The sequence below is a fragment of the Pseudomonas sp. NY15435 genome (genome assembly GCF_048068295.1).
In the GTDB taxonomy this organism is placed as follows: domain Bacteria; phylum Pseudomonadota; class Gammaproteobacteria; order Pseudomonadales; family Pseudomonadaceae; genus Pseudomonas.
On record NZ_JBLUQA010000007.1, the window covers coordinates 228,583 to 249,720 of the forward strand.

Below are 21,138 nucleotides of genomic sequence, written 5' to 3' on the forward strand. Positions count from 1 at the left end.
TTCTGGCTCGGCGATCAGGCCGCCGAGTCGGCGTCCGCCTTGCTGCGGCGCGGCTTCTTCTTGCCGGCCAGCAGATGCGAGAACACCGCGTGCAGGTCGCCGGAGGCGCCGTCCACGTCCAGGTTCAGCTTGTCGTCGATATGCGCCATGTGGTGCATCATCAAGGTCACGGCCTTTTCCTTGTCACCCTTCTCGATGGCGTCGAGGATCTCGTTGTGCTCGTCGAACGAGCAGTGCGAGCGACCGCCGCTTTCGTACTGGGCGATGATCAGCGAGGTCTGCGAGACCAGGCTGCGCTGGAATACCACCAGCGGAGCGTTCTTCGCCATCTCGGCAAGCTTCAGGTGGAACTCGCCGGAGAGGCGGATGCCCGCGCCGCGGTCGCCACGGGCGAAGCTGGATTGCTCCTGCTTCACCATGTCGCGTAGTTCGGCGAGGGTATCGCTGCTGGCGTTGTCCACCGCCAGCTCGGTGATCGCGCGCTCGACGGTGCGGCGGGCGAAGAGAATCTGCCGGGCTTCGTCGATACTCGGGCTGGCCACCACGGCGCCACGATTGGGACGCAGCAGGACGACCTGCTCGTGGGCCAGGCGCGACAGGGCGCGGCGGATGATGGTGCGGCTGACGCCGAAGATTTCGCCGAGGGCTTCTTCGCTCAGCTTGGTACCGGGCGCCAGGCGCTGCTCGAGGATGGCGTCGAAGATGTGCGCGTAGACGATCTCGTCCTGCGTGCCGCTGCGGGCCTTGCCATTGCGCGGCTGCTTCCTGATCTGTTGCAACTGGTCGGTCATCGGAGTCGAACCCTGCTCAGCCGGTGCGAACCGGCACGAAATCCGTGGGGGGCTGAAGTGAAACTGGCCGCGGGCCAGGCATGGGGCACAGTGTACACAAAGTGGCCACTATCGTGCAGCCGTCACGAACGACTCTCGATCGCTGCCAATGCCGCGCCATGCGTGGGATGAATCGTTTCCATCCTGCGACCATTCCGAGCCTTTTCTTGTAAAAATCTTTCATCCAGGCACTAAACATTATTTGAACTTTTTGTACACAACTGCATAATCGCGGCGTGACTTCCTGACCCAAAGGTCAACATTCACACCCTCACAACTCTTTCCGTTAGCGCAAGGGACGCAGGTGAACCAGCCGACGGCAAGGGACCAACAACAAGAGCGTTGAGGAGTACCGCTGTGGAAAGCACCAAACAAGAACAACAAGCCTTTGCATCCAGTCCCCCCGCCACCGGCCTGCTCGAACGCCTGTTCAAGCTCAGCCAGCATGGCACCACCGTGAAGACCGAACTCGCCGCGGGTCTCACGACCTTCATCACCATGGCGTACATCATCTTCGTCAACCCCAACATCATGGCCGACGCCGGTATCGACCATGGCGCCGCCTTCGTCGCGACGTGCCTGGCCGCGGCGCTCGGCTGCTTCCTGATGGGCCTGTATGCGAACTGGCCGGTGGGCCTGGCGCCGGGCATGGGCCTCAACGCCTTCTTCACCTACACCGTGGTCAAGACCATGAACTACAGCTGGGAGATCGCGCTGGGCGCGGTGTTCATCTCCGGCATCGCCTTCATGATCCTGACCTTCTCGCGCATTCGCGAATGGCTGCTCAACAGCATCCCGGTCAGCCTGCGCTTCGCCATGGGCGCCGGCGTCGGCCTGTTCCTCGGGCTGATCGGCCTGAAGACCGCCGGCATCGTGGTCGCCAGCCCCGCCACCCTGGTCCACCTGGGTGACCTGACCAGCCCCGGCCCGCTGCTTGCCGCGATCTGCTTCCTGATGATCGCGGTGCTGGAATACCGTCGTGTGTTCGGCGGCATCCTGATCAGCATCCTCACCGTCACCGTGGCCGGCATCGCCCTGGGTATCGTCCAGTTCGGCGGCGTGTTCTCCATGCCGCCGAGCCTGGCGCCGACCTTCCTGGCGATGGATATTTCCGGCGCGTTCAACGTGACCATGATCAGCGTGATCCTGGCCTTCCTCTTCGTGCACATGTTCGACACCGCCGGCACCCTGATGGGCGTCGCGCAACGTGCTCACCTGGTGCGTGAAGACGGCCGCATCGAGAACCTGTCGAAGGCGATGAAGGCCGACAGCACCTCCAGCGCTTTCGGCGCGGTGCTGGGCGTTCCGCCGGTAACCAGCTACGTGGAAAGTGCCGCGGGTGTCGCCGCGGGTGGCCGCACCGGCCTGACTGCCGTAGTGGTGGGCGTTCTGTTCGTCGCGGCGATGTTCTTCGCCCCGCTGGCCGGTATGATCCCCGCCTACGCCACCGCCGGCGCGCTGATCTACGTCGCCATGCTGATGATGGGCGGCATGGCCCACATCGACTGGAACGAGCACACCGAAACCATCCCGGCCATCGTCACCGTGATCATGATGCCGCTGACCTTCTCGGTCGCCGACGGCATTGCCCTGGGCTTCGTGACCTACGTGGCGATGAAGGTCTTCACCGGCCGCCACAAGGATGTGACCATCAGCCTCTATGCGCTGTGCGCGATCTTCGTGGCGAAGTTCATCTTCCTGTAAGACCCGCCCCTGCCCCATGAAGAAGGCCCCGATCAAGGGGCCTTTTTCATGGGGCAGGGATTTTCATGGGGCAGCGATCGTCGCTAGTGCGCGGAAGCAGGCAACGAGATCTGCACATTGAACTCCGAGCCCACGCCAGGCTGGCTCTTCACATCAATCTGCCCGCCCATCAATTCCACCAGGCTGCGGCACAATGCCAGGCCCAGGCCGGTACCTCCGCTGCGTACACGCTCGTCCTCCAATGGGAAGGAAAACGGCTCGAACAGGTGCTGCTGATCCTCAACCGAGATTCCCGACCCGGTATCGACGACATCGATCTCGACGTTGACCATCGCCGCTCCCTGCCCCCGCGCGCGCAACCGCACCAGCACCGTCCCGACCTCGGTGTGCTTCACGGCGTTATCCAGCAGGTTGAACATCACCCGGCGCAGTCGCTGCGGGTCGCCCCAGACGCGCGTCTGCAAGGCCAGGCCAAAATCGGTCTCCAGGCGGATTCCCTTGGCCCGGGCAGAATCTCCGATGAGCTCCAGTTGTCGTTCGAGCAATGTACGTACATCGATGTCCTCGGGCGCCAGCGGCAAGCGCCGGGACTTGGCGCGACTGAGCAACTGCAGGTCATCCAGCAGCGACAACAGGTTGCCGGTCAGCTTCAGCGCTACCGCCAGGGGTTCGTCACGCCGTGCCGAATCACTCTGGTTTCGCGCCAGTTCCAGCATCGCCAGGACATTCTGCAAAGGCCCCTGCAATTCGCTGCCCATGCCAGCCAGGAACTGGCTCTTGCCGCGGCTGATTGCATCGACCCGCGCGTTCGCGCTGCGCAGTTCGCGCACCAGTTCGTCGCGCCCGGTGACATTGATCGAGCCACACAACGCGCCCATCAGATTTCCCTCGCTGTCGCGGTAAGGCCGGACCCAATGCTGGTAGACCTCGCGCCCGTTCTGCGAGCGAAACTCCACATCCGCGTCAAAGGGCTCGCCACGACTGATCGCGTCCCGCAGTTGCCGGCCCAGCAGTTCTGCCTCGTGAGGGCTGGCGAACAATCCCAGGTCACCCACCATCTTGCCCACCACATCCTCCAACTGCAGCCCGAGCAGCTCCAGCGTATGGCGATTGCAGAACAGGATACGGCCATCGAGCCCCCGGACAGTCATGGGATGGGGCTGTGCATCGAGCATATTGCGCAGCAGCGCCAGCTCCTTCGCCTGCGCCGCCGACATGGGAGCCGGCTCCGCCATTGCGTCGGACGCATCGCCCTCCACCAACCCATGTCGGCGCCCGATATCCACCAGCTCGACCAGCGACTTGGCATGCAGCTTCTGCATCAGGCGCACTTTGTAGGTGCTCACCGTCTTGTCGCTGATCGACAACTGATCGGCAATGGCCACGTTGCTCAGCCCACCCGCCAGCAACTGCAGCACAGTCAACTCGCGGACCGATAGCTCCTTGAGCAAATCGCCATGGCCTACCTCCTCCGCCATAGCGACACTTCCCAGCGCATGACTGGGGAAATAGCTGTGCCCCTGGGCGATCGCCCGCACTGCCTCGCGCACTGCCTGGGGGTTCTCCTGCTTGCTGACGAAGCCAGCCGCACCCGCCGCCAGGCAACGACCGGCGAAATACTCCGAGTCACGCGAGGTCAGCACCAGGACCTTCACTGTCGCACCTTGCGCCACCAAGCGCTGGATGACCTCCAGACCACCGAGCCGGGGAATCGACAGCTCCAGAATCATCAGGTCGGGACGACAGGCACGCACCTGCTGCAATGCTTCAGGCCCATTGTCGGCCTCACCCACGACCTCATGCCGATCAGCCTCCATCATCAGCCGCAAGGCATGGCGTGTTACCGGCTGCTCGTCGACGATCAGAATCCTGCTCATGACATCCCTCGAAATAATAACTCCCTGATTTCTAGTTCAAATCCTCGAGTCGCGCCTGCCTGCGCGCTGGTAAAGCAGAGTTGCGCGCAAAAAAAAGCCCGCAGTGTGGGCGGGCTGAGGAAGACTCCACGAAGAGTCCGGGGGAAGACCGGGGCGGGGACTAGCTGCCCCGGTAAGTCGAATAGCTGTAGGGGGAGATCAGCAGCGGCACGTGGTAGTGGTCGCTTTCCGAAGCAATGCCGAAGCGCAGCACGACCTGGTCGAGAAACGCCGGCTGGGGCAGCTCGACACCACGGGCACGGTAGTAATCACCGGCATTGAACAACAGCTGGTAGACGCCGGCGCGGAAGTCGTCGCCCTGCAGAAGCGGCTCGTCGCAGCGACCGTCATCGTTGGTCACACGGGTGGCGATCAGCTCCAGCTGCTGGCCTTCGACGCGATACAGCTCGATCTTGATGCCGTGGCCGGGGCAACCGTGGGCGGAATCCAGTACGTGGGTGGTCAGGCGTCCCATGGGCTTATCGGTGTCTGCGGCGCAGCCGTCCGACACCTTCCTCCTCTGTCTTGTTGATGCGGATCGGCGGGTCACCTGGATGGCAGCCCGCGCGGTGTTTGGTTGCAGCGAATATACCCAGCAGCACGATTAATTGTATACAAAAAAGTGATTAAACTCTGCAAAAATGCCCTACCACCCCCTTTGGAACCCTGGCCTCCAAAGGCCGAAACCACTGCCCAGGCGCTTCCGAACTCAGCACACCGCGCGTCCGGAGCCCATCGAACGCTGACGAACGGAATGAAACGACCGTTGCGCAGATTGTATTTACAGACCGCCTAACATTTTGTATACAATGCAGCCATCAACGGCAGCGCACAGTCCACCGACCCGGCGCCGACCGCCAACCACAAGAAGGAACACTGCAGTGAGCGCTGACTACCCACGCGACCTGATCGGTTACGGCAACAACATCCCCCACCCGCACTGGCCGAACGATGCGCGCATCGCCCTGTCCTTCGTCCTCAACTACGAGGAAGGCGGCGAACGCAACATCCTGCACGGTGACGCCGAATCCGAAGCCTTCCTCTCCGAAATGGTCGCCGCCCAGCCGCTCAAGGGCGAGCGCAACATGTGCATGGAATCGCTGTACGAATACGGCAGCCGTGCCGGCGTGTGGCGCCTGCTCAAGCTCTTCAAGAAGTACGACCTGCCGCTGACCGTGTTCGCCGTGGCCATGGCCGCCCAGCGCCATCCCGAGGCGATCCGTCAAATGGTCGCCGACGGCCACGAAATCTGCAGCCACGGCTACCGCTGGATCGACTACCAGTACATGGATGAGGCGCAGGAACGCGAGCACATGTTCGAGGCCGTGCGCATCCTCACCGAGCTGACCGGCCAACGCCCGCAGGGCTGGTACACCGGCCGCCTGGGCCCGAACACCCGCCGCATCGTCCGCGAAGACGGCAACTTCCTCTACGACTCCGACACCTACGACGACGACCTGCCCTATTGGGACCCGGCGAGCACCGCCGAGAAACCGCACCTAGTGATCCCCTACACCCTGGACACCAACGACATGCGTTTCACCCAGGTGCAGGGTTTCAACAAGGGCGACGACTTCTTCGAATACCTCAAGGATGCCTTCGACGTGCTCTACGCCGAGGGCGCCGAGGGCGCACCGAAGATGCTCTCCATCGGCATGCACTGCCGCCTGCTGGGCCGTCCGGCGCGCATGGCCTCGCTGGAGCGCTTCATCCAGTATGTTAAAGGTCATGAAAAGGTGTGGATCGCCCGTCGCGTAGAGATCGCCAAGCACTGGCACGAGAAACACCCGTTCAAAGCGCAGGAGAACCAGGCATGAGCCGCTTCCAGACACTGACCCCGGCCAACCTCGACCGCGCCGCCTTCATCAACGCCTTCGCCGACATCTACGAGCACTCCCCGTGGGTCGCCGAGAAAACCTATGACCTGGGCGTCGATGACAGCCTGAACGACATCGAACTGCTACAGCAGCGCATGGCCGACATCCTTCTGTCCGCCAGCCACGACGCGCAACTGGCACTGATCAACGCGCACCCGGACCTCGCCGGCAAAGCTGCCGTGCGTGGCGAGCTGACCGCCTCCAGCACCGCCGAACAGGCCGGCGCCGGCATCCAGGATTGCACCGCGGAGGAGTTCGCCCGCTTCACCGAACTCAATGACGCCTACAAGGCCAAGTTCGGCTTCCCCTTCATCAAGGCGGTGAAGGGCAGCAACCGCCACCAGATCCTGGCCGCGTTCGAAGAGCGCATCCACAACACGCCGGAGCAGGAGTTCCAGACCGCCCTGGCGGAAATCAACAAGATCGCGATGTTCCGCCTGCAGCAGCTCTGAGCGAGCGGACCTTCACTCCCCTTCTCTCTGGAAGGGGTCCATGCGAACAACGAAATAAGAAGACCAGCCATGCGTACCCTGAAGATCGAGCCGTTGACCAAGGAAGCCTTCGCCCAGTTCGGTGATGTCATCGAGACCGAAGGCAGTGATTTCTTCATGATCAACAACGGCTCCACCCGCCGTTATCACAAGCTCGCCACCGTCGAAACGGCGCAGCCCGATGACAAGGCAATCATCAGCATCTTCAGCGCCGAATCCCTGGAGATGCCCTTGCGCATCCGCATGCTGGAGCGTCATCCGCAGGGCAGCCAGGCGTTCATCCCGCTGCTCGGCAATCAATTTCTGATCGTGGTCGCGCCAGTTGGCGATGTACCTGTATCGGGTCTCGCCCGCGCTTTCCTGTCCAACGGCAAGCAGGGCGTCAATTACCACCGCGGCGTCTGGCACCACCCGGTGCTGACGATCGAAAAGCGGGATGACTTCCTGGTGGTCGATCGCAGCGGTTCTGGCAACAACTGCGACGAGCATTTCTTCACCGAGGACGAACAGCTCCTCCTCGACCCCCAAGCAAACTAATAAGAGAGGCCCGCACACCGCGACGGCGGTATCCGGGCAAGAGGTAAAAAACTGTGGAAGCACATCTCATCGAATGGCTGAACCTGCTGGTCCGCTGGGTCCACATGATTGTGGGCATCGCCTGGATCGGCGCCTCGTTCTACTTTGTCTGGCTGGAGAACAACCTCAACCGCGCCAACCCGCGCGAGGGACTTTCCGGTGACCTCTGGGCGATCCACGGTGGCGGCATCTACCACCTGGAGAAATACAAGCTCGCCCCGCCGAAAATGCCGGACAACCTTCACTGGTTCAAATGGGAGGCCTACTCCACCTGGATGTCGGGTGTCTGCCTGCTGACCATCGTGTTCTACCTGAACCCGACCCTGTACCTGATCGCCCCGGGCAGCGACCTGGCTCCGGCCGCCGCCGTCGCTATCGGCATCGGCTCGCTGATCGCCGGCTGGTTCGTCTACAGCACCCTGTGCGACTCGCCGCTGGGCAAGAAGCCCGCCCTGCTCGGCGCCATCCTGTTCGGCCTGCTGGTGCTCGCCGCCTACCTGCTCAGCCAGGTGTTCAGCGGTCGCGGTGCTTACCTGCACGTGGGCGCCATCATCGGCACCATCATGGTGGGTAACGTGTTCCGCGTGATCATGCCGGCCCAGCGCGCGCTGGTTAAGGCCATCGAGGAAGGCCGCGAGCCCGACCCGGTACTGCCGGCCAAAGGCCTGCTGCGTTCGCGCCACAACAACTACTTCACCCTGCCGGTGCTGTTCATCATGATCAGCAACCACTTCCCGAGCACCTACGGCAGCCACTACAACTGGCTGATCCTGACCTGCATCGCGGCGTTGGCGGTGATCGTGCGTCACTACTTCAACACCCGCCACGAAGGCAACGGCATGGCCTGGGCCCTGCCTGCCGGCGCCGTCGGCATGATCGCCCTGGCCTTCGTCACCGGCCCGAACTGGCCGAGCAGCGATGCTTCTTCCAGCACCGCTCAGGCGCCGAAGGTCGAGTACCAGCCGCTGCCGGAAACCGCCATCGGCGGCAAGACCCCGGCCGAACGCGCCAAGGACGAGGAAGCCGCCAAGGCCGCCGCTGCCCAGCAGGCTCAGGCCGCCCCGGCCCAGGCATCCACCGCAGGTTCGACCGAAGGCTTCGACAAGGTCCATCACGTCATCCAGGAACGCTGCGCCGTGTGCCACTCGGCCAAGCCGACCAGCAACCTGTTCAGCACCGCGCCGGCCGGCGTGATGTTCGACACCCCGCAGCAGATCCAGCAGCTCGCCCCGCGCATCCAGGCGCAGGCCGTGGCCTCGCAGGTAATGCCGCTGGGCAACATCACCCAGATGACCCCGGAAGAGCGCAAGCTCGTCGGAGACTGGATCTCCAAGGGCGCCCAGGTTAATTGAGCCTGCGGCACGGCCAGGAAAACCGCACCTTCGGGTGCGGTTTTTTTATGCCCACGAAATGCCCGACACGCACCTCCTGTAGGAGCGAGCTTGCTCGCGAACACAACATCCCGACGCACCGGAACGACAGGAAGCACATCCATTCGCGGGCAAGCTCGCTCCTACGAAAAGCGCCCCCCCTGAAACAAAAAATGTAGTCCACTCGACCAATGGCTACAAAAACACCAAAGCCAGAGAACACGCGCCCTAGAGCCCTGCAGCACCATAGAGACGAAACGTGACCAGCGAGTTGTATACAAAAATCGATTGAACGTAATACACATCGCGTTTATAAAGTCCCGCACCGCTTCACCCGCTCGGCCCCGGGGGTGAGATCGGCCAGTACTTCCCGGTTGTCGTGCCCGTCCGGCAACCAGCGACTGACAACAATAAAAACCGAGGTGTTGCATGTCCGTGGTAACTGAGCGCTCCCATACCGGCTCGCCTGTCGACCAGCGTTTGCCCTTGCTGCAGCTGCTGCTGGTCGGCTTCCAGCACGTTCTCCTGATGTATGGCGGCGCCGTCGCCGTCCCGCTGATCGTCGGCCAGGCCGCCGGTCTGTCCCGCGAGGAAATCGCCTTCCTGATCAACGCCGACCTGCTGGTCGCCGGCATCGCCACGCTCGTGCAATCGCTCGGCATCGGCCCGGTGGGCATCCGCATGCCGGTGATGATGGGCGCCAGTTTCGCCGCCGTCGGCAGCATGGTCGCCATGGCCGGGATGCCCGGCGTGGGCATGACCGGCATCTTCGGCGCCACCATCGCTGCCGGCTTCTTCGGCATGGTCATTGCGCCGTTCATGAGCCGCATCGTGCGCTTCTTCCCGCCACTGGTGACCGGTACCGTCATCACCTCCATCGGCATGTGCCTGTTCCCGGTGGCCATCAACTGGGCCGGCGGCGGCAAGGCGGCAGCCAACTTTGGCGCCATCGAATACCTCGCCCTGTCATCCTTCGTGCTGGCGGTGATCCTGCTGATCAACCGCTTCCTGAAAGGTTTCTGGGTCAACGTCTCGGTGCTGATCGGCATGCTGCTGGGCTACATCATCGGCGCCAGCATGGGCATGGTCAGCCTCGACGGCATCGAGCAGCGCCCCTGGTTCGACGTGGTCACCCCGCTGCACTTCGGCGCCCCGGAATTCCACCTCGCGCCGGTGCTGTCCATGTGCCTGGTGGTGGTGATCATCTTCGTCGAGTCCACCGGCATGTTCCTCGCCCTGGGCAAGATCACCGAGACCGAAATCTGCCCCAACCGCCTGCGCCGCGGCCTGCTGTGCGATGCCGGCGCGTCCTTCATCGCCGGTTTCATGAACACCTTCACCCACTCCTCCTTCGCCCAGAACATCGGCCTGGTACAGATGACCGGCGTGCGCAGCCGCTACGTCACCGCCGCTGCCGCGCTGTTCCTGATCGCCCTGTCGCTGCTGCCCAAGGCCGCCTTCCTGGTCGCCTCGATTCCGCCGGCGGTGCTCGGCGGTGCCGGCATCGCCATGTTCGGCATGGTCGCCGCCAGCGGCATCCGCATCCTCCACGAAGCGGACATCGTCGACCGCCGCAACCAGTTGCTGGTGGCGGTGAGCATCGGTATGGGGATGGTGCCGGTAGTGCGTCCGGACTTCTTCGCCGCCCTGCCCCAATGGATGGAGCCGATCACCCACAGCGGCATTGCGATGACTGCGATCTGGGCCGTGGTGCTGAACATTCTGTTCAACATCCTCGGCGAGCAAGGCCGCGACGCCCTCTGCGGGCATCACTGAAACCCTTTCGCGGGCGTCTCCCGGACGCCCGCACCAAGCCGCGTCCTACTCCTTCGCGGCTTTTTTATTTCGGCGGCGCAAAGTAGGAACAAGCTTGCTCGCGAACCAAACTCCGCGGCGAGGCTGTTCGCGAGCAAGCTCGCTCCTACAGGATGGCATGTATCCGAGCACTCAGGCTTCCGGACGGTAGCCCAGGCGCAAGCCGCCCCATTGGCGCCCACGCACGTAGATCGGCACCGAAAGGTCGTGCATCAGCTCGCCGGTATCACGGCAGTAGGTCTGCAACAGCATCGGCTGGTTATGGCTGCCACAGCGCACGCCAGTACGGTCGTTGAACAGGCGCTTGCTGCGACTCTTGAGCATGTCCACCTGCAGATCGCCGCAAGGCGGATGGCTGAACGCCTGGTTGTGCGTTGGCACGTAACCTTCAGCGGTGCAGGCGATGGCGAAAACCAGCCCTTCATGGCGTTGCAGCAGGTCTTCCTGGATACGCGGCAGCACCTCGTCGGTGTAGCGGTCGAAGCGTGTGCGGAACTTCTGCGGGCGGGTGCCGGGCAGCGGTTGGTAATCGCGGTCGAACAGGTCCTCGGAGCCGATCCGCCCGGTGTCGATATCCGTCTCGAAACGCGCGCCGATAGCCTGCGCACCCGCGCGGGCGAGGTCATAGATGCGCTGGTGATAATCATCCAGCGCGACTTCGGCCAGCCGCTCGCTGATCATCTCCGCCTGGGTTTCCAACTGCACCGCCGCGTCCGCCAGCCGGTGCGTCTGCTCGTCGCTGGCGCGCAAGTCACCGCGCACCTGCTCGACGGCGGCAAACAGGCTGTCCAACTGGTTGCGATTGATCTCCGCGCCTTCGGCGATCTCGGTGATCTGGGTTTCCACGGTAGCGGCCAGCCCGGCGATGTCCTGCAACTGACGCCCCGTGCTCTCCACCTGGCTGACACCCAGGCCCAGGTCATCGGTGAGCTGGCGGATCTGCTCCACCACTTCGCCAGTCTGGCGCTGGATATCCTCGACCATCTGCCCGACCTCGTCGGTGGCCTCGGCGGTGCGCCCAGCCAGCCCGCGGACCTCCTCGGCCACCACGGCAAAACCACGGCCATGCTCGCCCGCCCGCGCCGCCTCGATGGCCGCGTTGAGCGCCAGCAGGTTGGTCTGGCTGGCAATGGACTGGATCACCTGGGTGACGCGCTGGATCTCCTCGCTGCGGGCATTCAGCGTCTCGATCAGCGCGCGACTGGCGCTGGCACGCTGGCTCAACTGGTGCATGCGCTGGATGGCCGCCTGCAGCTCTCCACGCCCGGCATCGCTGCCGGCGCGCGCCAGGGTTGCGGCCTCTTTCGCCTGGCGCGCCAGGTTCGACGTGGCGCGCTCGGTGTGGATCATCACCTCGGCGCTGCCGACGATCTGCTCGGCGGCCACTACCTGGGATTCCAGCTTCTCCACCAGGCGCTGCACCGAGTAGGAAACACCGGCGGCGGACAGAGCATTGCGGCTGGTCCCCTGGGACAGCTCGCGGGTCAGCTCGGCGACATCCGGCAACACCGCCAGCGCACCGGCGGCCGCGGTCTTTTCGCGAATGAACCAGGGCCCCCAGAGCAGCCCCGCCGCGAGCAGCAGGCACAACGACAGCGGCCAGCCGCCCAGAGCCTGGGCAATGAACAGCAGCACCAGGCCGCAAGTCTGCAGGGTAAGGATGAGGACGATACGCGGACGCGCGATATCCATGGCGGCAGCTCTCTTCTGGCGGGCCCGACCGCAGAGCAGCAGGCATGCTGCCGGGGAGCCCGATTATTCTTGTCAGAGCCATTAGGCCGCCTGCTTCTCGCGACGGCTATCGTTCCTTAGTGGTAGATACGACGCTGCTTGAGTCGCTACAGACAGCTGCGAGCCGCCTGCGTAATCGCATCGTCCGGGCTCGGCGCGTTGCGGCGATACAGCGCCACGTCGCTGCCTTTGTCTGCCGCTGTCGTCTCCAACAGCACCTCGGCGGTATCGCCCGCGGTGGCCGGCACCAACAGCCGATAGCCGAAACGGATTTCCTTCACCGTCGCCGAGGCGCGAATTGTCTGCCACTTCGGCAGCAGGCAGGTCATATAGACCGAAGGCGACTTTCCGCTCTCCAGCCGCAATGCCGGCGCCTCCTCCTTCAGCTTGCCCGGCGAGGTACAGGCGGCCAGCAGGATCAACGGAAGCGTCAGCAATAGGGGTTTCATCGGGTGAAATCCTTCTGTCAGGAACCCAGAGGGTAGCAGCTGAGCTGGCACTGACCGCCCTGTCAGATCAATCCCGACCTCGACCGCCTGCCGGTTTCCGTGCGCTGGGCGGGCAACCCCGGTAAAATCTCCGCCCTTTCCGCCGGCGCGAGCGATTTCGCGCTCCTTGCGAAGCCAGATACGACGTACCGATGACCATTGCCGCACCGACCGCCACCAACCGCCCCGAGCCCTCCCGCCGCTTCAGCGTGGCGCCGATGATGGATTGGACTGACAGACATTGTCGGTATTTCCTACGCCAGCTTTCCAGCCACGCACTGCTCTACACGGAGATGGTCACCACCGGTGCCATCTTGCACGGCGATGCTGCGCGCTTCCTGCGCCACGACGAGAGCGAGCATCCGCTGGCGCTGCAACTGGGCGGTAGCAATCCGGCAGAACTGGCTGCCGCGGCGAAGATGGCCGAGGCGGCCGGCTACGACGAGGTGAACCTGAACGTCGGCTGCCCCAGCGACCGCGTGCAGAACAACATGATTGGCGCCTGCCTGATGGGCCATCCGGCGCTGGTGGCGGACTGCGTGAAGGCCATGCGCGACGCCGTGTCGATCCCGGTGACGGTCAAGCACCGCATCGGCATCAACGGCCGCGACAGCTACGAAGAGTTGTGCGACTTCGTCGGCCAGGTCCGCGATGCCGGCTGCCGCAGCTTCACCGTGCACGCACGCATTGCCATCCTCGAAGGCCTGTCGCCCAAGGAAAACCGCGAAATTCCGCCGTTGCGCTACGACATCGCCGCGCAACTCAAGCGCGACTTCTCGGAACTCGAGATCGTCCTCAATGGCGGTATCAAGACCCTGGAGGAATGCCGCGAGCACCTGCAGGTGTTCGATGGCGTGATGCTCGGCCGCGAGGCGTACCACAACCCCTACCTGCTCGCCCAGGTGGACGCCGCGTTGTATGGCTCGCAGGAACCGGCCATCACCCGCGCCGAGGCCCTGGCGCGGATGCGCCCGTACATCAAGCGGCACATCGCCGAGGGCGGCGCGATGCACCACGTGACCCGCCATGTCCTGGGCCTTGCCCAGGGTTTCCCGGGCGCGCGGCGCTTCCGCCAGTTGCTCTCGGTGGACGTTCACAAGACCAAGGATTCCCTCGGACTGCTCGATCAGGCCGGAGAACTTCTCGCCGGTCATTGAGTCCCGTTGAGCGTTGCATCGCCCTCGGGTAAGGTCGATGCACTCTCTATGGAAGACGCGCCATGACCTCCAAGCTGGAACAACTCAAGCAGTACACCACGGTTGTCGCCGATACCGGCGATTTCGACGCCATTGCCCGCCTGAAGCCGGTGGATGCCACCACCAACCCGTCCCTGCTGCTGAAGGCCGCCGCCCTGCCCCGCTATACCGAGCACCTTGCCCGCGCCACAGAGGGCGCGCAGGGTGACGCGGGCCTCGCCTGCGACCGCTTCGCCGTCGCCGTAGGCAAGGACATCCTGGGTGTGATTCCGGGGCGCATCTCCACCGAAGTGGACGCCCGCCTGTCCTTCGATACCGAAGCCACTCTGCAGCGCGCCCACCGCCTGATCGACCTGTATGACCAGCACGGTATCGGCCGCGACCGCGTGCTGATAAAGATCGCTTCCACCTGGGAAGGCATCCGCGCCGCCGAGCAACTGGAGCGCGAAGGCATCCAGACCAACCTGACCCTGCTGTTCTCCTTCGCCCAGGCGGCAGCCTGTGCCGATGCCGGCGTATTCCTGATCTCGCCCTTCGTCGGGCGCATCTACGACTGGTACAAGAAGGCCAACAACCGCGATTACGTAGGCGCGGAAGACCCGGGCGTACAGTCCGTCTCGCGCATCTACCGCTACTACAAGGCCAACGGCTACGAGACGGTGGTGATGGGCGCCAGCTTCCGCAATCTCGGCCAGATCGAACAACTCGCCGGCTGCGACCGCCTGACCATCAGTCCGGACCTGCTGCAACAGCTGGCCGATGCCCAGGGCGAACTGCCGCGCGCGCTGCAACCCGGCGGAGGCGAAGCGCGCCAGGTGCTGGACGAGAGCGCCTTCCGCTGGCAGATGAACGAAGACGCCATGGGCACCGAGAAGCTGGCCGAAGGCATCCGCCTGTTTGCCCGCGACCAGGAAAAGCTCGAGGCACTGCTCGCCGACCGTTGAAAACTGCGGACGAGCAAATGCAAACCGGCGCCCCAGGGCGCCGGTTTGCATTGGGGCTCATCGAATCAGTGGCGCTCTAGCGCGCTCACCAGGTCGTGGAAGGCCTCGCGGTTGGTCTCGTTCAGGCCCATCAGGATACGGTGGGCTTCAAGCACCTTGCCGCGCACCACCTCCTCGGACTGGTCCTGGGGAGGCAGATCGGTCAGGCAATCCGAGCACGGAATCGGGCGATCGACGATGTTGAACACCTGATCGAAGCCCATCGACTGCAGCAGCCGGGTGATGTCCGCGTTGGTGGTGACCAGCGTGGGCAACAGACCGACCTTCTGCCGCGAGAGAATCGACAACTTCGCCAGGAGGCCCAGCGTGGTGCTGTCGATGCTTTGGGTTTCCGTGAGATCGATGATGATCGCCGAGAAATTCAACGCGGCGAAGATTTTTTCAATGGTGGCATCCAGCGCCGAACACAGGGTCAGTCGGACTTCGCCCACGAACTTCAGGACAAATGAGCCATCCTGCTCGGCGAACTGGATTTTACCGGTACTCATGCAAGGTTCCTGCTCAACACCAGCAAGGCAATATCATCCGGCATCTCGGACAACTTGGCCAGTCCGAAGACTTGACGCAGGCCATCCAGAGTTCCGCCGGCGGCGACGACCTGCTCGGGCAGGGCCGTCTCCTTTTCCTTCAGCGTAGCCCCCGGAAGGACGTCGAGAATTCCGTCCGAGAACAGGGAAAGGCTGAAGGACTTGGGTAGATCGAGGACATGATCCTCGTAAGTCGCTTCGTCAAACAGCCCCACCGGCAGGCCGCGGCCATCCAGGTAACGGGCTTCGCCATCGACGTAGAGCACCGGCAACGGCAGGTGACCGCCGATACTGTAGGTCAGACGATCGGTCTCCAGGTCGATCACGCCGCCGAGCATGGTCACGTGCTTGCCCAGGTTGCAGTTGATCAACCCGCGGTTGATGTGACCGAGGACGTCCGACGGCTTGAATTCCGGCAACATGTCGTTGCGCTTGGATTCGTAGAGCAGCCGGGTGGTCATGAACTTCAGCAGCACGGTCACGAAGGCGGACGAAGCGCCGTGGCCGGAGACGTCGGCCAGGTAGAAGCCGATGCGCCGGGCATCCACGCGGAAGTAGTCAACGAAATCCCCGGAGAGGTACAGCGACGGGATGATCTGGTGAGAAAACACCAGCCCTTCTGACTCCCACGGGGTTTCCGGCAACATGTTCATCTGCACCTGGCGACCGGCATTCTGGTCTTCCTGGAGCAGGTTCAGGCTGGCCTGCAACTCGCGGTTGGCGGTTTCCAGCTTCTCGCGGTAGCGGCGGTTTTCCGAGCGCAGGAAGGCGCGGTCCAGGGCCCGGCGGACCGAATGCTCCAGGACGGCGAGGTCTTCCAGCGGCTTGATCAGGTAGTCGGCGGCGCCCAGGCGCAAGGCCTCGACGGCATCGCTCATGACGCCGGCACCGGACAGCACGATCACCGGGGTTTCCACCGCCATCTCGCTGACGCGACGGATCAGCTCGAGGCCGTCCATCTGCGGCATGCGCAGATCGCAGATCACCAGGTCAGGGAGTTCGTGCTCGAAGACTTTCAGGCCTTCCAGGCCGTTGGTGGCCTGTGTGACCTTGAATCCGCTGTCTTCCAGGTAGGCGGCGAGGCTTTCGCGGACGACGTCGTCGTCATCGATAATCAGCAGCGAGGCACTGGCTTTGTGCATGGGTCATCCAGGCAAACGGCGCCGGGGTTGTGGTTTGGCGCTCATTCTAGGGAACAGCGGCGCGGGTCGGTCGCGACAAGGCGCAGACACTACTCCCATCCGCTCAAGGGTTCAAGCAGGCGCCGCCCGCGCCACGAATGGCGCGGGCTGGAGGACAGGAATGGCCTGCGCGCAAGGCGGATCAGAAGTCGTCTTCGACCTCGCCGTCCTTGACCTTGAACTCGCGGTTCTGCAGGTAGGCGTTGCGGATGAAGGTGTATTTGTCGCCGCTGATCAGCTTCTCGGACTTGAGCAGGTCGGCACGGGTATCGACCACGTTGACGCCGCGCAGGCTGTTACGCACCGATACATTATCGATGTAGGGGTACGGGCCGGTGTAGGCGTCCGGGATCAGCGAAGGGGCATCGCGCAGGGTGCTCGGGCCCAGCAGCGGCAGCATCACATAGGGGCCGCTGCCCACGCCGTAATGGCCGAGGGTCTGGCCGAAATCTTCGTCGTTGCGGCGCAGGCCCATGTGGGTGGCGACGTCGATGAAGCCAGCCAGGCCAAAGGTGGTGTTGAACAGCAGGCGGCTGGTGTCGACGCCGGCGTCGCGGAATTTCAGCTGCAGCAGGTCGTTGACCAGGTTCTTCACGTCACCGATGTTGCCGAAGAAGTTGTGCACGCCATCCTGCACGACATTCGGGGTGACGTACTGGTAACCCTGGGCCAGCGGCTTCAGTGCGTAGGTGTCCAAGGTGTCGTTGAAGGTGAAGATCGGGCGGTTGACGCTTTCCCACGGGTCGTCTTCGCTGGCGGCCTGGGCCAGGAACGGGATCGTGGCAAGGCCGGCGGCGGCGAGCAGGCTGAAGCAGCGTTTCGTCCATTGGACGCCTAGTGGGCGCATCGGGAATTCTCCAGTGAATGTCTTTCGGGCCAGCCATGGCGGCCCCGCTATGCGGGCAGAGTATATAGAGGCGCAACGGTTTTGCAGACCCGGCGCGATCTCGCAGGATTTCGATTCGAGATCACGACCTGCCGTTTCGCTTGGTCCCAGTTGAAAGCATAGTGCCAGTTCAGTCCGGATACCGTGCGTCGATGACAATTTCCAATGCATCGGAACGCCAGAACTCCTGATCCCACTCCACCAGCCGGCCGTCCTCGATATAGCTGGCGCGCTCGACGTACAGGCCTGGCGAGCCCGGCGTCAGTTGCAGCGGCGTCGCGCGCGCTTCCACCAGCGCCGTGGAATGCATGGCCAGCTCGGACCGCGACAGGCTCAGGCCCAGTTGTTCGCGCATGACGCGGGTGAGCGAGGTATCCAGGCCATGGTCGAGCAAGCCCGGGCACCAACTCGCATCCAGGCTGATTTCCTCCAGCATTACCGGGCGCTCGTCGACCCAGCGACGGCGCAGGATGTGGATCACCTCGGCCTCTTCGTCCAAGCCCATGCGGCGCGCCAGGACTGGCCCTGCCATCCGACGCTCGGCGGTAAGCACCTCGGTGCGCGGCACGCGCCCCTGGGCCTGGACGTAGTCCATGAAGCCCGTCGTGCGGGTCGGGTTGTAACGGATACGCGGTGGCGAGACGAACCAGCCACGGCGGTTCTCGCGGTACAGCACGCCTTCGGTCTCCAACTGCTGCAAGGCCTCGCGCAGGGTTACGCGGGTGCAGTTGAAGCGCTCGGCCAGCTCGCGCTCCGCGGGCAGGCGTCCAGTCAGGGCGGCGCTGGCGATGTCCTGCGCGAGCTGGTCGCGAATGCGCAGGTAATGAGGCATGAGGTCGACCGGCATGGGCATCTTCCGCAGAAAGGCGCGGCGATTATAGCGAGACGGCGGCGGACTTCATCGGACCGTCACATTGCCCCGCTAGTCTGGCCTAGACCAATTATCAGAAAAGCCCACCATGCCTGCGACCGCCGACCTTCCGCGCTTCACGACCCTGCTGTTCGGACTCACGGGCGATCTGGTGGACTTCGGCGCAAGGACGCTGCCGGTAGCCCTGCAACGCACGTGCCCCGATTGTCCGCCGGAACGCTTGGCCAGCGCTCTCGCCCTGCCCCCGCAGGAGGCCCTGGAGCTAGCCCTGGGCCGCCGCGCCGAGCCCCAGGAACGCAGCCGCTTCCAGGCTGCGCTGGACGACGCAGCGCAGGTTCACGCCGAGGCCACACCCGGCGCCCTGGACGCCCTGCAGGCGCTGCACCAGCGCGGCGTGCCCTGCGCCTGGCTCGATGAGCTGCCCACTGCCACGGCTCAACATCTGGCTGCCGCACTGCACGACCACCTCGCCACCGGACTGGAGGTAGCCGGCCGCCAATGGCCCGCGCCGGACTCCTGCTGGCAGGCGCTGATGCAACTGGACAGTCCGCACCTGGACGGCTGCGTGCTGGTCAGCGGCCAGCCGCGCCTGCTCCAGGCGGGCCTCAATGCCGGCCTGTGGACCATTGGACTGGGCGCCAGCGGCCCGCTGTGCGGCCATGCACCGGGAGACTGGGATGCCCTTGGCAACCTGGACCGCGACCGCCTGCGCGCCCAGGCGACGCTGGGCCTGTACCGCCTCGGCGTGCACTCGGTCATCGATCATCTGGGCGAGCTGGACTCCTGCCTGCAGGACATCGCCGGCCGCCGCCTGAAAGGAGAAAAACCATGAAGCACGAGCGCCATCGCTTCCTCGACGAACTGGCCGAGCGCTTCGCCAGCCACGGCGCCGAGCCTTACGGCGAGGCCGTCAGCCAGGCCGAGCATGCGCTGCAGTGCGCCACCCTGGCCGAACGCGCAGGCTGTTCCGACAGCCTGGTGATCGCCGCCCTGCTCCACGACATCGGCCACCTCTACGAGGACCCGGAACTGATCGAGGAACAGGACCTGCGCCATGAAGAGTTCGGCGCCAGCCTGCTGCGCGAGCTGCTGCCCGAATCCGTCTGGCAGCCGATCCGCCTGCACGTTGCCGCCAAGCGCTACCTCTGCGCGGTCGATCCGGCGTACCACGCCGGCCTGTCCTGGGCCTCGCGGCAGAGCCTGGCGCTGCAGGGCGGGCCGTTCGACGAGCGCGGCGCCAGCGCCTTCCTCAACGCGCCCTTCTCCCAGGACGCACTGACCTTGCGCCGCCTGGACGACCTGGGCAAGGACCCGGCCATGCGCACGCCGGAGCTGGAACACTTCTTCCCGCTGCTCGAACGCCTCCTGCGAGTTGATCGGCATCAGGCAAGGGTGCGCGCGGCGAGTTAAGCTCAAAGGCATGGCGATGGACCTTTTCCCTGTCGGGCGAGGTCCATCTTTGGGTACGTACCGCAGAAGGACACCACCATGCCGACACAACGCCTCCAGGAAGAACTCCAGGCCCTGCGCGACCAGCTGGAACGTCAGCCGCCGCTGAACGCGGAAGAGCGCGAATCGCTGCAAGCCCTGATCAAGGACATCGAACTGCAGCTGGCCAACGAAGAGGCGCTGGCCGACGAGACCCTGATGGACAACGTCAACCTGGCTGTGGAGCGCTTCGAGGCAAGCCATCCGACACTGGCCGGCACGCTCCGCTCCATCGTGCAAAGCCTGGCGAACATGGGGATCTGAGCCCGGCTTTTGCGCCCAGCAGACATGAAAAACCCGGCTTCGGCCGGGTTTTTCGTATCTGCGTTTTACTGCCACCTTACTGACGCACCAGGCGGCGATTATCCGGCTGCACGGCGTCACTGCTGCGGTAGGGGTTGATGTCCAGCCCGCCGCGGCGCACATAGCGTGCGTAGACGGTCAGGCGGGTCGGCTGCAGCAGACGCTGCAGGTCGAGGTAGATGCGCTCGACGCACTGCTCGTGGAAGTCCTGGTGCTGGCGGAACGAAACCACGTAGGCCAGCAGGCTCGCGGCATCCAGCGCCGGGCCGGTGTACTCCACGACCAAGGTGCCCCAATCCGGCTGGCCGGTGACCGGGCAGTTGGATTTGAGCAGATGGCTGTAGAGCACTTCGTCGGCGCGACGGGTGTCGTCGCAGCGCAGCAGTTCCGGGCGCGGGTGGTCGTAGCTGTCCACGGCAAGGTCCAGGTCGTCGATGCAGGTACCCTCGACCACGGCCACACCCTCGCTCGCCACGTCGTCCAGGCTACGCACGCGCACGCCGACTGGCGCCCCGGCGGCGGCGGACAGGTCGCGCTCCATCACCGCGCGCACGGCCTCGAAGCTGTCGAAGGCGGTCTGGTTCAGCGAGTTGAGATAGAGCTTGAAGGACTTGGATTCGATGATATTCGGCGACTGCGCGGGAATGGCGAATTCGCCGATGGCCACCACCGGCTTGCCCGAGGCGGTCAGCCAGGACAGCTCGTAGCAGTTCCACAGGTCCACGCCCTGGTAGGGCAGCGTTTCGGCGGTCAGGCCCAGCTCCGCCCACTTGGTGGTGCGGGAGATCGGGAACAGCAATTCCGGCGCGTAGGTGGAGACGTATTCGCTGGATTTGCCCAGGGGCGAGTGTTCGGCGGGATGCTGCATGGAAAGACCTGCTGGA

21 protein-coding genes are annotated in these 21,138 nt (G+C 64.1%); 11 read left to right on the plus strand and 10 right to left on the minus strand.

Features of this window, described 5'->3' with window-relative positions:
* Positions 1-14: 14 nt before the first annotated feature.
* Positions 15-791 (minus strand): GntR family transcriptional regulator, encoded by a 777-nt coding sequence (locus ACNFH5_RS18680; RefSeq protein WP_017517526.1) that lies wholly within the window; start codon positions 789-791, stop codon positions 15-17.
* Positions 792-1,187: 396 nt separating this feature from the next.
* Here ACNFH5_RS18680 and ACNFH5_RS18685 point away from each other — a divergent pair, with 396 nt between their 5' ends.
* Positions 1,188-2,534, plus strand: coding sequence for an NCS2 family permease (locus ACNFH5_RS18685; protein WP_348586734.1), 1,347 nt, complete (start codon positions 1,188-1,190; stop codon positions 2,532-2,534).
* A gap of 83 nt (positions 2,535-2,617) precedes the next feature.
* Here ACNFH5_RS18685 and ACNFH5_RS18690 read toward each other — a convergent pair whose 3' ends face one another.
* Together ACNFH5_RS18690 and uraH are read right to left on the minus strand one after the other, a co-directional pair.
* On the minus strand, positions 2,618-4,411 hold the full coding sequence (locus ACNFH5_RS18690; protein ID WP_416748459.1) for an ATP-binding protein: 1,794 nt from the start codon (positions 4,409-4,411) through the stop codon (positions 2,618-2,620).
* Positions 4,412-4,571: 160 nt separating this feature from the next.
* Positions 4,572-4,925: a hydroxyisourate hydrolase gene (gene uraH, locus ACNFH5_RS18695; RefSeq protein WP_205336430.1), complete on the minus strand. Its 354-nt coding sequence runs from the start codon at positions 4,923-4,925 to the stop codon at positions 4,572-4,574.
* A 406-nt stretch (positions 4,926-5,331) separates the two neighbouring features.
* Between uraH and puuE the strand changes: the two genes are divergently transcribed.
* The 5 genes from puuE (at position 5,332) to ACNFH5_RS18720 (ending at position 10,540) form a co-directional block, all read left to right on the plus strand.
* Positions 5,332-6,267, plus strand: a complete 936-nt coding sequence (gene puuE, locus ACNFH5_RS18700) for an allantoinase PuuE (protein ID WP_416748461.1) — start codon at positions 5,332-5,334, stop codon at positions 6,265-6,267.
* The gene (uraD, locus tag ACNFH5_RS18705) at positions 6,264-6,779 is read left to right on the plus strand and encodes a 2-oxo-4-hydroxy-4-carboxy-5-ureidoimidazoline decarboxylase (RefSeq protein ID WP_416748463.1); all 516 of its coding nucleotides are present in this window, start codon (positions 6,264-6,266) and stop codon (positions 6,777-6,779) included. Before puuE ends, uraD begins: the two co-directional genes overlap by 4 nt.
* A 69-nt stretch (positions 6,780-6,848) precedes the next feature.
* Complete coding sequence (locus tag ACNFH5_RS18710) at positions 6,849-7,355, plus strand: ureidoglycolate lyase (protein WP_416748465.1); 507 nt, start codon at positions 6,849-6,851, stop codon at positions 7,353-7,355.
* A 53-nt stretch (positions 7,356-7,408) separates the two neighbouring features.
* Positions 7,409-8,746 carry a urate hydroxylase PuuD gene (locus ACNFH5_RS18715; RefSeq protein WP_416748467.1) on the plus strand — a complete coding sequence of 446 codons (1,338 nt, stop codon included), beginning with the start codon at positions 7,409-7,411 and terminating at the stop codon, positions 8,744-8,746.
* 447 nt (positions 8,747-9,193) lie between these two features.
* Positions 9,194-10,540, plus strand: coding sequence for a nucleobase:cation symporter-2 family protein (locus ACNFH5_RS18720; RefSeq protein ID WP_416748469.1), 1,347 nt, complete (start codon positions 9,194-9,196; stop codon positions 10,538-10,540).
* 171 nt (positions 10,541-10,711) lie between these two features.
* Here ACNFH5_RS18720 and ACNFH5_RS18725 read toward each other — a convergent pair whose 3' ends face one another.
* Together ACNFH5_RS18725 and ACNFH5_RS18730 are read right to left on the minus strand one after the other, a co-directional pair.
* Positions 10,712-12,271, minus strand: coding sequence for a methyl-accepting chemotaxis protein (locus ACNFH5_RS18725; protein ID WP_416748471.1), 1,560 nt, complete (start codon positions 12,269-12,271; stop codon positions 10,712-10,714).
* Positions 12,272-12,417: 146 nt separating this feature from the next.
* Positions 12,418-12,759: a hypothetical protein gene (locus ACNFH5_RS18730; protein ID WP_416748473.1), complete on the minus strand. Its 342-nt coding sequence runs from the start codon at positions 12,757-12,759 to the stop codon at positions 12,418-12,420.
* A 191-nt stretch (positions 12,760-12,950) separates the two neighbouring features.
* Here ACNFH5_RS18730 and dusA point away from each other — a divergent pair, with 191 nt between their 5' ends.
* Both dusA and tal read left to right on the plus strand, forming a co-directional pair.
* On the plus strand, positions 12,951-13,955 hold the full coding sequence (gene dusA / locus ACNFH5_RS18735) for a tRNA dihydrouridine(20/20a) synthase DusA (RefSeq protein WP_416748475.1): 1,005 nt from the start codon (positions 12,951-12,953) through the stop codon (positions 13,953-13,955).
* 62 nt (positions 13,956-14,017) lie between these two features.
* Entirely contained in the window at positions 14,018-14,938 is a 921-nt protein-coding gene (tal, locus tag ACNFH5_RS18740; protein WP_416748477.1) for a transaldolase, read from the plus strand.
* 65 nt (positions 14,939-15,003) lie between these two features.
* Here tal and rssC read toward each other — a convergent pair whose 3' ends face one another.
* The 4 genes from rssC to ACNFH5_RS18760 form a co-directional block, all read right to left on the minus strand.
* Positions 15,004-15,486: an anti-sigma factor antagonist RssC gene (rssC, locus tag ACNFH5_RS18745; RefSeq protein WP_017517513.1), complete on the minus strand. Its 483-nt coding sequence runs from the start codon at positions 15,484-15,486 to the stop codon at positions 15,004-15,006.
* On the minus strand, positions 15,483-16,667 hold the full coding sequence (rssB, locus tag ACNFH5_RS18750) for a two-component system response regulator RssB (RefSeq protein WP_416748479.1): 1,185 nt from the start codon (positions 16,665-16,667) through the stop codon (positions 15,483-15,485). Before rssB ends, rssC begins: the two co-directional genes overlap by 4 nt.
* A 181-nt stretch (positions 16,668-16,848) precedes the next feature.
* Positions 16,849-17,553, minus strand: coding sequence for a VacJ family lipoprotein (locus tag ACNFH5_RS18755; RefSeq protein WP_416748481.1), 705 nt, complete (start codon positions 17,551-17,553; stop codon positions 16,849-16,851).
* Positions 17,554-17,722: 169 nt separating this feature from the next.
* On the minus strand, positions 17,723-18,439 hold the full coding sequence (locus ACNFH5_RS18760) for a UTRA domain-containing protein (RefSeq protein ID WP_416748483.1): 717 nt from the start codon (positions 18,437-18,439) through the stop codon (positions 17,723-17,725).
* A gap of 112 nt (positions 18,440-18,551) precedes the next feature.
* On the opposite strand from ACNFH5_RS18760, the gene ACNFH5_RS18765 reads away from it, so the two are divergent.
* From ACNFH5_RS18765 to ACNFH5_RS18775, 3 genes are all read left to right on the plus strand, one after another.
* Positions 18,552-19,295: an HAD family phosphatase gene (locus tag ACNFH5_RS18765; RefSeq protein WP_416748485.1), complete on the plus strand. Its 744-nt coding sequence runs from the start codon at positions 18,552-18,554 to the stop codon at positions 19,293-19,295.
* The gene (locus tag ACNFH5_RS18770; RefSeq protein ID WP_236170775.1) at positions 19,292-19,873 is read left to right on the plus strand and encodes a phosphonate degradation HD-domain oxygenase; all 582 of its coding nucleotides are present in this window, start codon (positions 19,292-19,294) and stop codon (positions 19,871-19,873) included. Before ACNFH5_RS18765 ends, ACNFH5_RS18770 begins: the two co-directional genes overlap by 4 nt.
* 78 nt (positions 19,874-19,951) lie before the next feature.
* The gene (locus tag ACNFH5_RS18775; RefSeq protein ID WP_024763885.1) at positions 19,952-20,215 is read left to right on the plus strand and encodes a DUF4404 family protein; all 264 of its coding nucleotides are present in this window, start codon (positions 19,952-19,954) and stop codon (positions 20,213-20,215) included.
* 76 nt (positions 20,216-20,291) lie between these two features.
* Here ACNFH5_RS18775 and queF read toward each other — a convergent pair whose 3' ends face one another.
* The gene (gene queF, locus ACNFH5_RS18780; RefSeq protein ID WP_416748488.1) at positions 20,292-21,122 is read right to left on the minus strand and encodes an NADPH-dependent 7-cyano-7-deazaguanine reductase QueF; all 831 of its coding nucleotides are present in this window, start codon (positions 21,120-21,122) and stop codon (positions 20,292-20,294) included.
* Positions 21,123-21,138 lie beyond the last annotated feature (16 nt).

Excerpts from the sequence above, each read along its gene's own strand:
- tal (WP_416748477.1), top strand. The coding sequence starts at position 14,018 with ATGACCTCCAAGCTGGAACAACTCAAGCAGTACACCACGGTTGTCGCC.
- rssB (WP_416748479.1), bottom strand. The coding sequence starts at position 16,667 with ATGCACAAAGCCAGTGCCTCGCTGCTGATTATCGATGACGACGACGTC.
- ACNFH5_RS18755 (WP_416748481.1), bottom strand. The coding sequence starts at position 17,553 with ATGCGCCCACTAGGCGTCCAATGGACGAAACGCTGCTTCAGCCTGCTC.
- queF (WP_416748488.1), bottom strand. The coding sequence starts at position 21,122 with ATGCAGCATCCCGCCGAACACTCGCCCCTGGGCAAATCCAGCGAATAC.
- uraD (WP_416748463.1), top strand. The coding sequence starts at position 6,264 with ATGAGCCGCTTCCAGACACTGACCCCGGCCAACCTCGACCGCGCCGCC.
- ACNFH5_RS18770 (WP_236170775.1), top strand. The coding sequence starts at position 19,292 with ATGAAGCACGAGCGCCATCGCTTCCTCGACGAACTGGCCGAGCGCTTC.
- ACNFH5_RS18775 (WP_024763885.1), top strand. The coding sequence starts at position 19,952 with ATGCCGACACAACGCCTCCAGGAAGAACTCCAGGCCCTGCGCGACCAG.
- ACNFH5_RS18730 (WP_416748473.1), bottom strand. The coding sequence starts at position 12,759 with ATGAAACCCCTATTGCTGACGCTTCCGTTGATCCTGCTGGCCGCCTGT.
- ACNFH5_RS18690 (WP_416748459.1), bottom strand. The coding sequence starts at position 4,411 with ATGAGCAGGATTCTGATCGTCGACGAGCAGCCGGTAACACGCCATGCC.
- ACNFH5_RS18760 (WP_416748483.1), bottom strand. The coding sequence starts at position 18,439 with ATGCCGGTCGACCTCATGCCTCATTACCTGCGCATTCGCGACCAGCTC.
- ACNFH5_RS18720 (WP_416748469.1), top strand. The coding sequence starts at position 9,194 with ATGTCCGTGGTAACTGAGCGCTCCCATACCGGCTCGCCTGTCGACCAG.
- ACNFH5_RS18710 (WP_416748465.1), top strand. The coding sequence starts at position 6,849 with ATGCGTACCCTGAAGATCGAGCCGTTGACCAAGGAAGCCTTCGCCCAG.
- uraH (WP_205336430.1), bottom strand. The coding sequence starts at position 4,925 with ATGGGACGCCTGACCACCCACGTACTGGATTCCGCCCACGGTTGCCCC.
- dusA (WP_416748475.1), top strand. The coding sequence starts at position 12,951 with ATGACCATTGCCGCACCGACCGCCACCAACCGCCCCGAGCCCTCCCGC.
- ACNFH5_RS18765 (WP_416748485.1), top strand. The coding sequence starts at position 18,552 with ATGCCTGCGACCGCCGACCTTCCGCGCTTCACGACCCTGCTGTTCGGA.
- ACNFH5_RS18725 (WP_416748471.1), bottom strand. The coding sequence starts at position 12,271 with ATGGATATCGCGCGTCCGCGTATCGTCCTCATCCTTACCCTGCAGACT.
- ACNFH5_RS18680 (WP_017517526.1), bottom strand. The coding sequence starts at position 791 with ATGACCGACCAGTTGCAACAGATCAGGAAGCAGCCGCGCAATGGCAAG.
- rssC (WP_017517513.1), bottom strand. The coding sequence starts at position 15,486 with ATGAGTACCGGTAAAATCCAGTTCGCCGAGCAGGATGGCTCATTTGTC.